The organism is Nonomuraea sp. N2-4H, assembly GCF_045291505.1.
GTDB classification, from domain to species: domain Bacteria; phylum Actinomycetota; class Actinomycetes; order Streptosporangiales; family Streptosporangiaceae; genus Nonomuraea; species Nonomuraea fastidiosa.
In genome coordinates, this window is record NZ_CP147987.1 from 1,931,154 (window position 1) to 1,943,311 (window position 12,158).

A 12,158-nucleotide genomic window follows, 5' to 3' on the forward strand; every position below is an offset into this window, starting at 1 on the left:
CGGCGACTCAGGCCAGGCGGACGACAACACGATCACGTTCATGACGCAGCTGTTCGGCACCGCGCCCGACCCTCAGGGCGAGCTGCACCAGGCGATCGAGAAGTTCCTCGGCAAGAAGATCAAGGTCACCTGGGTGCCGAACGCCGAGTACCAGGAGAAGGTCAACGTCACCCTGGCCTCGGACAACATCCCCGACGTCATGGTGGTGGACCCGAAGTCGCCCGCGTTCGGCAAGGCGGCCGAGGCCGGGGCGTTCTGGGACCTCACCGACAAGATCAAGAAGTACCCGAATCTCGTCGGTGACGAACAGGTCCTGCTGAACTCCTCGATCAACGGCAAGATCTACGGCATCTACCGGATCAGGCCGCAGCTCCGCTCGGCCATCCAGATCCGGAAGGACTGGCTGAAGAAGGTCGGCCTGGAGCCGCCGAAGACGACCGACGACCTCTACAAGATCGCCAAGGCGTTCACCGAGGACGACCCGGACGGCAACGGCAAGGACGACACCTACGGCCTCATCATCCCGAAGTGGCCGGGCACGGTGTTCGCCGCCTCCAGCCCGTTCAACGCGATCGACGTGTGGTTCGGCGCGCCGAACAACTGGGGCGTCCGCGACGGCAAGATGGTGCCGGAGTTCGACACGCCCGAGTTCTTCGAGGCGCAGCGCTACATCAAGAAGATGATCGACGAGGGCCTGGTCAACCCCGACTGGAACACCCTCGACACCGCCAAGTGGAACGACCCGTTCGTCCAGGGCAAGGGCGGCATCATCATCGACGTCGACGTGCGCACCACGCAGCTGCTCGACCTGTTCAGGGAGCAGGACCCGAAGAACTACGGCGACAAGGTTCTGACGGTCGGCAACCTGGCCAGGCCCGACGGCAAGAAGTTCTCGCTGCCGTTCACCGGTTACAAGGACGTGCTCGCCATCTCCAAGCAGCGCATCCGCACCGAGGAGCAGCTGGACGACCTGCTGGCCACGCTCAACAAGCTGGCAAGCAAGGAAGGCCAGGTGCTGCTGGCCAACGGCATCGAGGGCCGCAACTTCAAGGTCGAGGACGGCGTGGCCGTGCTCATCAACCAGGACGACCCGAAGGTCAAGCAGCTCCAGGACGACGTCGACAAGGCGTTCATCCAGCTCGGCACGCGGGCCAGCACCGGTACGGGCGGCGTCGCGTACGAGCGGGTGCCTCCGGAGGAGCCGTACCGCAAGGACCTGGAGGAGCGCAAGAAGCGGGTCGAGGAGGACCTGAAGACGGCCGTGTGGGACGTCAGCGCTCCGGTGGTCTCGCCGACGGCGGTGGCCAAGGGCGCGACGCTCAACCCGATCGTCACCGACGCGCGGGTCAAGTACCTCGCGGGTCAGATCACGGAAGAGCAGCTGAAGGCCGAGATCAAGCGCTGGTATGACAGCGGCGGCCGGCAGATCGCCCAAGAGATCCAGGACCTGGTCTCCAAGCTCGGCCAGTGACGCAAGCAGGGAGGGGCCCGTCCGGGCCCCTCCCATGGAAAGGAGGCCGAGTGGCCACCGACCTGGCGACGCCACCGGTCAAGACGGTCACGTCGCACGGGCGCAAGCCCGGTAAGGCCCGCAATCTGTGGCGCTTCCGATGGCTGTACCTCATGCTCGTTCCCGGGCTGGTGTACTTCATCGTCTTCAAGTACGTGCCCATGCGCGGCCTGCAGATCGCCTTCCAGGACTTCGTGCCGTTCCTGGGCTACAACGGCAGCGAGTGGGTGGGCTTCAAGCACTTCGTGGACCTGTTCACGGGGCCCGACTTCGGCCTGCTGATGTACAACACGCTGGTCCTGGCGCTGCTGAACATCATCTTCGTCTTCCCCGCGCCGATCATCGTCGCGCTGATGCTGAACGAGCTGCGGATCAACATACTCAAGCGCTCGGTCCAGTCGCTGATCTACATCCCGCACTTCCTGTCGTGGACGATCGTCGCGTCGCTGACGTACATCCTGTTCTCGGTCGACTACGGCGTGCTGGCCGGGTGGATCCACGACATCGTCGGCGGGCCCAAGGTCGACTACGTGGCGCAGCCCGAGTGGTTCAGGCCGGTCATCGTCCTGCAGACGCTGTGGAAGACCACCGGGTGGTCCACGATCATCTACCTGGCGGCACTGGCGGGCGTGAACCACGACCTGTACGAGGCGGCGCGGATGGACGGCGCCGGCCGCTGGCGCCAGCTCTGGCACGTCACGCTGCCCGCGATCCGCCCGACGATCGTCGTCATGGCCATCCTCATGTCCGGCAACCTGCTCGACATGAGCTTCGAGCAGATCTGGCTCATGACCAACAGCCTCAACCGCGCCACCGCCGACGTCTTCGACACCTTCGTCTACTACGTGGGCATCAACCAGGGCGCGTTCAGCTACGCCACGGCCGTCGGCCTGTTCAAGGGCGTGGCGGGAGTCCTGCTGATCTTCGGTTCCAACTGGCTGGCCAAGCGCCTCGGCCAGCGGGGTCTGTTCTAGGAGCGCCGCATGTCCGTCAACCAGTACCGCTCCGTGGGCAGCCGGATCTTCGACACGATCAACATCATCGTGCTGATCGGGCTGGGCCTGATCACGCTTCTGCCGCTGCTGTACGTCCTCGCGGGCTCGTTCGCCTCGGAGTCGGAGATCGCCTCGCGGTCGTTCTTCCTGTGGCCGCACAAGTTCGTCACCAGCACCTACGAGTACATCTTCGCCACCGATGTGTTCATCAGGGCGCTGCTGACCACGGTCGGGGTGACGGCCGTCGGCACGGTCATCCAGCTCATGCTGACGCTGACCATGGCGTACCCGCTGGCCAAGCGCTACCTGCCGGGCCGGACGCTGGCGCTCAACATGGTCATCTTCACGGTGGTGTTCAGCGGCGGGATCATCCCGACGTACCTGGTGGTGCGCGACCTGGGGCTGCTCAACAGCTACTGGGCGCTGATCCTGCCGCTCGCGATCAACCCGTTCTACCTGCTCATCGTCAAGAGCTTCTTCCAGGAACTGCCCGAGGCGCTGGAGGAGGCGGCCCGCATCGACGGCTGCACGGAGATGGGCGTCTTCTTCAAGATCGTGCTGCCGCTGTCGAAGCCGATCATCGCGACGTTCTCGCTGTTCTACGCCGTGGGCATCTGGAACGACTACATGTCGCCGCTGCTCTACATCGACGACAGCAGCAAGTGGACGCTCCAGGTGCTGGTGCGCCAGCTCACCGGCGCGGACGCGCAGAACGCGCTGTCGGCCCTGGAGACGGTGTTCTTCCCGACGCAGGGGCTGAAGTTCGCCGTCGTGGTCATCGCCACGCTGCCGATCCTGTGCTTCTACCCGTTCCTGCAGAAGCACTTCGTCAAGGGCGTCCTCATCGGGTCGGTCAAGGAATAACGCGAACACATCGTGAAGGAGAGGTACATGGCCGAGCTGCGCTGGCTGGATCGGCCCGCCGAGCAGGGGACGACCTGGGGCGTGCCGTGGCCGCGCGGCGCGGTCGAGCGCGGCACGCCGTTCGCGCTGGCCGACGCCGAAGGACGGCAGGTGCCGGTGCAGAGCTGGGTGACCGCGACCTGGCCGGACGGCTCGGTCAAGTGGTCGGCGCACGCGATCGGGGCGGGACCGCACGCGGAGGCGTACCGGCTGGAGCCGGGACGCGAACCGGCCGCCACGCAGACGCCCGTCACGGTCGCCCGCGAGCGCGGCGAGCTGGTGGTGAGCACCGGCGTCATCACCTGGCACATCGGCGGCGGCACGCTGGCCAAGTCGGTCCGGCGCGCGGGCCGTGAGATCGCCAGGGACGTGCGCCTGGTCAGCCTGCGCCAGCGCGAGCCCGCACCCGACGAGGGCGGGCACGTGGTGCGCGAGCGGGCGGCCGGCGTCGTCGAGAGCGTCGCCGTGGAGCAGGAGGGCCCGGTGCGCGCGGTGGTGCGGCTGGAGGGCAGGCACGGCGACTGGCTGCCGTTCACCGTGCGCCTGTACTTCTACGCCGGGGCCGAGCACGTACGGGTGATGCACACCTTCATCTGGGACGGCGACCCCGAGCACGACTTCCTCGCCGGGCTGGGGCTGCGCGCCGACGTGGTCATGCGCGACGAGCCGCACGACCGGCACATCCGCCTGGCCGGGGAGACCGGCTTCCTCACCGAGGCGGTACGCGGGCTCACCGGCCTGCGCATCGACCCCGGCGAATCGCCCCGCCGCAACCAGATCGAGGGCCGCCCCGCGGGACCGCTCGCCGAAGGGGTGGCCTCCCGGCTCCACCTCATCCCCACCTGGAGCGACTACACGCTCGACCAGACCTCGGCCGACGGCTACACGCTGCGCAAGCGCACCAAGGACGGCCACGCCTGGGTGACGATCCCGTCGGGCACCCGCTCGGCCGGATACGGCTACGTCGGCGGGACGAGCGGCGGCCTCGGCTTCGGGCTGCGCGACTTCTGGCGCCTGCACCCCACCCGCCTCGACATCAGGAACGCCGCCACCGGCCTCGCCACCGCCACCGTCTGGCTCTGGTCGCCCTCGGCCCCGGCCATGGACCTGCGCTTCTACCACGACGGCATGGGCCAGGACACCTTCGCCGAGCAGCTCGAAGGGCTGGAGATCACCTACGAGGACTACGAGCCGGGATACGGGGACCCGCGGGGCATCGCGCGTACGCACGAGCTGAGCCTGCGCTTCCACGAGACCACGCCGAGCGCGCAGGAGCTGGCCGGGCACGCCGCCGCGATGAACGAGCCGGGCCTGCTGGTCGCGAGCCCCGAGCGGGTGCATGAGGCGGGTGTGTTCGGCGTCTGGTCGCTGCCCGACCGCTCGACCCCGGCCCGCGCCGACATCGAGGACCGGCTGGACTTCCTGTTCGACCACTACGTACGGGAACGCGAGCAGCGCCGCTGGTACGGCTTCTGGGACTACGGCGACGTCATGCACACCTACGACGGCGACCGGCACACCTGGCGCTACGACGTGGGCGGCTACGCCTGGGACAACTCCGAGCTCTCGCCCGACCTGTGGCTCTGGCTGCAGTATCTGCGCACCGGCAGGGCCGACGTCTTCCGCTTCGCCGAGGCCATGACCCGCCACACCGGCGAGGTGGACGTCTACCACCTGGGCCGGTGGAAGGGACTGGGCAGCCGGCACAACGTGCAGCACTGGGGGTGCAGCTGCAAGCAGGTGCGCATCTCCAACGCCGCCTACCGGCGCTTCTACTACTACCTGACCGCCGACGAGCGCACCGGCGACCTGATGGACGAGCTGAGCGCGCCCGAGGAGACGTTCCTCGCCATCGACCCGCTGCGCAAGGTGCGCGACGACGTCTACACGCCCGACCCGTCGGCGCTGTCGGTCGGGCTCGGCACCGACTGGGGTGCGCTGGCCGCCGCCTGGCTCACCCGCTGGGAGCGGCACGGCGACGAGCGGGCCCGCGACCGGCTGCTCGGCACGATGGCCGACATCGCCGCGATGCCGCGCCGCTTCCTGACCGGCGAGGGCCGGCTCGACCTGGAGACCGGCCGCTTCGACACCTCACGCGACCGGATCTCCGTCTCGCACCTGTCGTCGCTGTTCGGGCTGCCGGAGATCTGCGCCGAGCTGATCGGGCTCGGCCTGGACGTGCCCGGCTTCGAGGAGGCCTGGCTGGAGTACTGCCGCCTCTACCTGGCCACGCCCGAGCAGCAGAAGGCCGAGGTGGGCGTGGCGCTGAGCGGGATCTCGCTGATCCAGGCGCACAGCAGGCTCACCGCGTACGCGGCGGCGCGCACCGGCGACGCCGGGCTCGCGGCCTGGGCCTGGCACAAGTTCTTCACCGGCGAGGGCGACCAGCTCAACCGCAACCCGCTGCAGGAGCAGGACGAGTGGGAGCTCACCACGGTGGACGGCCCCGAAGTGCCGCACGCGGTGCGCGAGGCGGCCTACGTCAGCACCAACAGCGCGGCGCAGTACGGCCTTGCGGCCATTCACAATCTGGCCCTGATAGGGGAGCACCTGCCGGAGAAATAGCGAAGGTGGAGCCCCTGCTCGGGGCTCTACACTGATCGGTATGCATGCTCCCGATTGACCGGCGTTCCACGCCCAATCCTCGTTTCCTAGCTCGGGAGTGTCCGGTCACATGATCCTTGCCAATGATATCGAGCTGCGCGCGGGCGCGCGCCTGCTCATCGAAAAAGCCTCGTTCCGCGTCAACCCGGGTGACAAGATCGGTCTCGTCGGCCGCAACGGCGCCGGTAAGACCACGCTCACCAAGGTGCTGGCGGGCGAGGCCCTGCCCGCGGCCGGCACGGTCACCCGCGCCGGCAGCGTGGGATATCTCCCTCAGGACCCGCGCACCGGCGACCTTCAGGTGCTGGCGCGCGACCGCATTCTGTCGGCGCGCGGGCTCGACGAGGTCTTCCGCGAGCTGCGCGAGGCGGAGCTGGCCATGTCCTCCGCCGACGACCGCACCCGGGAGAAGGCCGTGCGCCGTTACGGCCGGCTCGAAGATCAAATGCACGTGCTGGGCGGTTATGCGGCCGAGTCGGAGGCGGCCTCCATCGCCTCCAGCCTCGGTCTGCCCGACCGGGTGCTCGGCCAGCCGCTGCAAACGCTTTCCGGCGGCCAGCGCCGCCGGGTGGAATTGGCGCGAATTCTTTTCAGCGGGGCTGAAACTCTCCTTCTTGACGAGCCGACAAACCACCTAGATGCCGACTCAATCGGGTGGCTTCGTGATTTTTTGCGCAGCCATCAAGGCGGCTTGGTGATCATCAGCCACGACGTCGGGCTTCTTGAAGCGACGGTCAACAAGGTCCTGCACCTCGACGCCAACCGGGCCACGATCGATCACTACAACGTCGGCTGGAAGGCGTACCTCGCCCAGCGCGAGACCGACGAGAAGCGCAGGAAGCGCGAGCGCGCCAACGCCGAGAAACAAGCCGGAGCGCTGCTCGCGCAGGCCGACAAGATGCGCGCCAAGGCCACCAAGGCCAAGGCCGCCCAGGACATGATGCGCCGCGCGCACCGCCTGCTCGCCGGCACCGAGGAGGAGCGCAAGAGTGACAAGGTGGCGCGGCTGCGCTTCCCCGATCCGCAGCCGTGCGGGCGCACTCCGCTGATGGCGCGCGGGCTGTCGAAGTCGTACGGGTCGCTGGAGGTCTTCACCGACGTCGATGTGGCCATCGACCGAGGTCACAGGGTCGTCATCCTCGGTCTGAACGGCGCCGGCAAGACCACGCTGCTGCGCCTGCTGGCCGGTCTGGAAAAGCCCGACACCGGCGAGATCGTGGCGGGACACGGGCTCAAGATCGGTTATTACGCCCAGGAACACGAGACTCTTGACGCCGACCGTACGCTATTGGAGAACATGCGATCGGCCGGCGGCGGCGACTTCACCGACACCGAGTTGCGCAAGGTGCTCGGCTCGTTCCTGTTCACCGGAGACGACGTCGACAAGCCCGCGGGAGTCTTGTCCGGTGGCGAGAAGACCCGTCTCGCACTTGCGATCTTGGTGCTCTCCAGCGCTAATGTTCTTCTTCTCGACGAGCCTACGAACAACCTTGATCCTGTCAGCCGAGAGCAGGTTCTCAATGCTCTGAGGTCGTATTCAGGAGCTATCGTCCTAGTGACGCACGACGAGGGTGCCGTTGACGCCCTGTCACCGGATAGGGTGATCTTGCTACCGGACGGAACTGAAGACGCATGGAGCGACGAATTTTCCGATCTTGTGGCACTCGCCTGATCTTAATTTGAGTGGGTACGGATCTTTTCCCGTGGAGTAGGTAGCCGATCCCGCTGAAATGACTGATCATGGCGGAGTAACGCTGCGGAAGTCCGGCACTACAGGAGGTACTCGTGGCCGAGACACTGAAGAAGGGCACCCGGGTCACCGGGGCCGACCGGGAAAAACTGGCCGGCGATCTCAAGAAGCGCTACGCCGCGGGTGAGAGCATCCGCGCCCTGGCCGCTTCGACCGGTCGGTCCTACGGGTTCATCCACCGCATCCTGAGCGAGTCCGGTGTGACTCTGCGCGGGCGCGGCGGTGCGACCCGGGGCAAGTCCAAGCGCTGACCGGCGTCTCGGAACGTGCGACCGCAGCCGCTCGTCCCAGCAGGCCGGCGTCGCGCCCGAGCCAGAACCATATTCTGTAGGCTCGGGCGCGACGGTCAGCACTCCTGACATTCCGGAAGCGGAGGGAGCGGGCGATGGCGGAAGCGCAGGCGCAACAGCGCGGGGGGATCGCGGACGACGGCTTCGCCGAGGCGGAGAGCGGAGTCCGCTACGAGGTGGACGGTGAGATAGCGACGATCACGCTGGCCCGGCCGGAAAAGCGCAACGCGCAGACGTTCGCGACATGGTCGGCCCTGGCTCGCATCGGCGAGAGCCTGCCCGAGCAGGTCCGCGTCGTCGTCGTGAAAGGTGAGGGACCGTCCTTCTCGGCAGGTATCGACCTGCGAATGTTCACATCTGAGGGGGTGCCAGGACAGGGCTCCTTCAGTACGGCGGCCAAGATCGGCGACGCCGGCTTCGAGCAGCGCATCAGACAGGCCCAAGCGGGGTTCCTGTGGCTGCGCCGCCCGGAGATCGTCTCCATCGCGGCGGTTCAGGGGCACGCGATCGGCGCGGGGTTCCAGCTCGCGCTCTCCTGCGACCTCCGCATCGTGGCCGAGGATGTCGCGTTCTGCATGAAAGAGCCCGCACTGGGCCTGGTGCCCGACCTGACCGGGACGAAGCCCCTGGTCGAGCTGGTCGGCCTGGCCAAGGCCATCGACATCTGCCTGACCGCCAGGACCGTGCACGCCGACGAGGCCATGCGCATCGGCCTCGCGGAGCAAGTGGTCGCCCGTGGCGACCTGGAGCAAGCGGTAAGTGACAAGGTCGCTGCGCTGCTGTCCGTCAACAGGGACGCGGCCGTGGCGACCAAGCGGCTCCTCCAGGGGGCGCGGCAACGCACCTTGGAGGAGCAGAGTGTGGCCGAGGGCATCGAACAGGCCGCACGGATCAAGGCGCTCTTCGGCTGATCCGGCTCGGGGGCCGGGCGAGGTCGTGATCCGATCGGGGCGGATCGTGACCCGAGGGTGTTCCGGCTGATTCGGGGATCAGTGGCGGCTGAGCCGGAGATCAGGAGCCGTCCCGCTGACGTGCGCCGCTCGGCGGGACGGCGGCGCCGCGGCGCGCTCTGAGGCATCGTGACGCGCGTTGAGCGGCGGGGGTGCCCCATGGGTCCAGGCGGGCCCTCACAGGCTCTCAGCGGCGCGTTCAGCGGCGATCAGCACCGGTTCAGGGTGACGCGTCCGGGTTTGGGGCTGCCCGTGCCGGGGTTTGAGGCGTGGGTTTCGCGGTGAGCTGATCGGGGAATCTCCCCGCGCCGCCCGAGCGCTGTCTCCGGCGGAGGAAGGGAATGCCGGATGGCGATGATGGGCGGCGGCTTCGGGCCGCACGTATGGGCGTCACTGCGACGCGACGGTTCGGTCCTGCAGCAGCGGCTGCGACCCGGCACCGTGCGGCGCATCGCGCGCTACGCCCGCCCCTACACCCGGCAGATCATGGCGTTCCTGCTGCTCGTGGTGGCCGGCGCGGTGATCGTGGTGGCCAACCCGCTGCTGATGAAGGCCATCATCGACGACGGCATCCTGCTCAAGCGCACCGGCGTGGTGATCGGCCTCGCCGTGGCGATAGCCGCGCTCGCGCTGGTCGACGCCGGGCTGACGCTGGTGCAGCGGTGGTTCTCCGCCCGCATCGGCGAGGGCCTCATCTACGACCTGCGCACCGAGGTGTTCGACCACGTCCAGCGCATGCCGGTGGCGTTCTTCATGCGCGCGCAGACCGGCGCGCTGGTCAGCCGGCTCAACACCGACGTGATCGGCGCCCAGCGGGCGCTCACCAGCACGTTGTCGTCGGTCGTCTCCAACGTCGTCAGCCTGGTCCTGGTGCTCGGCGCGATGCTGGCGCTGTCGTGGCAGGTGACGCTGGTCGCCCTGGTGCTGCTGCCGATCTTCATCGTGCCCGCGAAATACGTCGGCCGCCGCATGTCGGCGCTGACCCGCGAGCAGATGCAGCTCGACGCCGAGATGAGCTCGGTCACCACCGAGCGCTTCAACGTCGCGGGCGCGATGGTCGCCAAGCTCTACGGCCGCCCCGAGGACGACGCCGCCATGTTCGGCGCCCGCGCCGCGCGGGTGCGCGACGTCGGCGTGACCGTCGCGATGTACGGCACCGTCTTCCGCGTCGCGCTCGGCCTCATCGCCGCCCTGGCCACGGCCATGGTCTACGGCATCGGCGGCGTACTGTCCGTCTCGGGCGCGTTCGAGCTCGGCACCCTCGTCGCGCTGGCCGCGCTGCTCATGCGCCTGTACGGCCCGCTCACCTCGCTGTCCAACGTCCACGTCGACGTGATGACCGCGCTGGTCAGCTTCGACCGCGTCTTCGAGATCCTCGACCTGAAGCCCATGGTGGCCGAGCGGCCCGGCGCGGTGCCGGTGCCGGAAGGGCCGGTCACGATCGAGTTCGACGACGTGCACTTCCGCTACCCGGCCGCTGAGGAGGTCTCGCTGGCCTCGCTGGAGTCGGTGGCCAGGCAGGACACCGGTCCTTCGCACCCGGTGCTCAAGGGCGTGTCGTTCACCGCCGAGCCGGGCAGGCTCGTCGCGCTCGTCGGCCCGAGCGGCGCCGGCAAGACCACGATCACATCGCTGGTGTCCCGGCTCTACGACGTCGACCAGGGCGCGGTGCGCATCAACGGCCTCGACGTGCGCGACGCCACGCTGGCCTCCCTGCGCGACACCGTGGGCGTGGTCATGCAGGACCCTCACCTCTTCCACGACACGATCGCGGCCAACCTCCGCTACGCCAGGCCGGGGGCGAGCGAAGAGGAGATGTGGGAGGCGCTGCGGGCGGCGCAGATCGCCGACCTGGTCGCCGGCCTGCCCGAAGGGCTGGAGACCGTGGTGGGCGATCGCGGCTACCGGCTGTCGGGCGGCGAGAAGCAGCGGCTCGCGCTGGCCAGGCTGCTGCTCAAGGCGCCACGGGTGGTCGTGCTCGACGAGGCCACCGCCCACCTCGACTCCGAGTCGGAGGCGGCGGTGCAGGTGGCGCTCAAGACCGCCCTGGAGGGCCGCACCTCGCTGGTGATCGCGCACCGGCTCTCCACGATCAGGGAGGCCGACGAGATCCTCGTCGTCCAGGACGGCCGCATCGCCGAGCGGGGGCGGCACGAGGAGCTGCTGGCCCGCGGCGGGCTGTACGCCGAGCTGTACCGCACGCAGTTCAGCTCGTCGGACGGCAGCCCGGCCACCACCTGACCCGGGCGGGCGGGTCAGCTCTTCAGGTAGCCGAGCCGGTTCAGCTCCTGCCTGGCGACCTTCTCCACCAGCTCCAGGTCGTCGCGGCCCAGCGCGGTACGCCACGCGCCCACCTTCGGCACGGCGGGGTCGTACATGACGACCTTGGACACCCGCGTCTCCAGGAACTCCGAGAGCCCGGCCACCGCCTGCTGCGGCCTGCTCACCAGCTCCTCGTAGCGCAACGTCAGCAGCTGCCGTTCGGGCAGCGTGCGGCGCAGCTCGGCGCTGAGCCGCACGGCGCTGCGCCACCGCAGCGCGCTCTTGCCCGCCGCGGGCATGGCCTTCCATCGCTCCAGGTGCTCCTCCTTGTTGACGCCGAGGAACGCGCTGGGGAACTCGGTGTGCTCGGCCACCATGGCCGGCTTGAACCAGGCCAGGCAGGCGGGGTCGGCGAGCATGCCGGCGACGACGTCCCTGCCGTCGCGGATGAGCTGCACGAAGCGGGCGTCGGGGAACGCCTGGAGCAGCACGGGCGCGCTGTAGAGCAGGTCGGGGCTGCCGTCGCCGAAGCGGGTGACGTCGGCGGCGCTGACGCACGGGCCGGTGCCGGTCACCCCGCCGGCGTCCCGGCACGACTCGGCGCAGTCGCCGCAGGAGCGGGGGAGCACCTGCCACGATTCGGCGAGCGCGTCGCGCATCACCTGGACGGCGCCGGTCGTACGGGAGAGCGACGGTTTGCGGGCGAAGGCCTGGACCACGTGCGCCACGCTCGCGCGGCCCATCGTCACGTGGAAGCCGGGTGATCGTTTGAGGGCGCGGGCCAAGAGGTCCACTCCGGAATGCGGCGCTCCGAGCAGGAAGACCGGACGGCGGACCTTGATGCCGTTGACCACGAGGATGTGGGGCGGAAGTCGCATACAGCAGCCAAGTGTG

General features: G+C 68.6%; 9 protein-coding genes. 8 read left to right on the forward strand and 1 reads right to left on the reverse strand.

Features of this window, described 5'->3' with window-relative positions; translation table 11 throughout:
* Window positions 1-40 precede the first annotated feature (40 nt).
* From WBK31_RS08800 to WBK31_RS08835, 8 genes are all read left to right on the forward strand, one after another.
* Entirely contained in the window at window positions 41-1,471 is a 1,431-nt protein-coding gene (locus tag WBK31_RS08800; protein ID WP_406674596.1) for an extracellular solute-binding protein, read from the forward strand.
* Window positions 1,472-1,521: 50 nt separating this feature from the next.
* Window positions 1,522-2,484 carry an ABC transporter permease gene (locus WBK31_RS08805; protein WP_406674597.1) on the forward strand — a complete coding sequence of 321 codons (963 nt, stop codon included), beginning with the start codon at window positions 1,522-1,524 and terminating at the stop codon, window positions 2,482-2,484.
* Between the two features lie 9 nt (window positions 2,485-2,493).
* Entirely contained in the window at window positions 2,494-3,369 is an 876-nt protein-coding gene (locus WBK31_RS08810; protein ID WP_364065661.1) for a carbohydrate ABC transporter permease, read from the forward strand.
* A gap of 27 nt (window positions 3,370-3,396) precedes the next feature.
* Window positions 3,397-5,973, forward strand: coding sequence for a Tat pathway signal sequence domain protein (locus tag WBK31_RS08815; protein ID WP_364065658.1), 2,577 nt, complete (start codon window positions 3,397-3,399; stop codon window positions 5,971-5,973).
* Between the two features lie 109 nt (window positions 5,974-6,082).
* Complete coding sequence (locus WBK31_RS08820) at window positions 6,083-7,684, forward strand: ABC-F family ATP-binding cassette domain-containing protein (RefSeq protein ID WP_406674598.1); 1,602 nt, start codon at window positions 6,083-6,085, stop codon at window positions 7,682-7,684.
* Window positions 7,685-7,797: 113 nt separating this feature from the next.
* Window positions 7,798-8,013, forward strand: a complete 216-nt coding sequence (locus WBK31_RS08825; protein WP_020547488.1) for a helix-turn-helix domain-containing protein — start codon at window positions 7,798-7,800, stop codon at window positions 8,011-8,013.
* Between the two features lie 134 nt (window positions 8,014-8,147).
* A complete protein-coding gene (locus WBK31_RS08830; protein ID WP_364065652.1) occupies window positions 8,148-8,963 on the forward strand; it encodes an enoyl-CoA hydratase/isomerase family protein in 816 nt (271 codons plus the stop codon).
* Between the two features lie 387 nt (window positions 8,964-9,350).
* A complete protein-coding gene (locus tag WBK31_RS08835; RefSeq protein WP_406674599.1) occupies window positions 9,351-11,243 on the forward strand; it encodes an ABC transporter ATP-binding protein in 1,893 nt (630 codons plus the stop codon).
* A 14-nt stretch (window positions 11,244-11,257) separates the two neighbouring features.
* Here WBK31_RS08835 and WBK31_RS08840 read toward each other — a convergent pair whose 3' ends face one another.
* A complete protein-coding gene (locus WBK31_RS08840; protein ID WP_364065646.1) occupies window positions 11,258-12,142 on the reverse strand; it encodes a sulfotransferase in 885 nt (294 codons plus the stop codon).
* Between the last annotated feature and the right edge of the window lie 16 nt (window positions 12,143-12,158).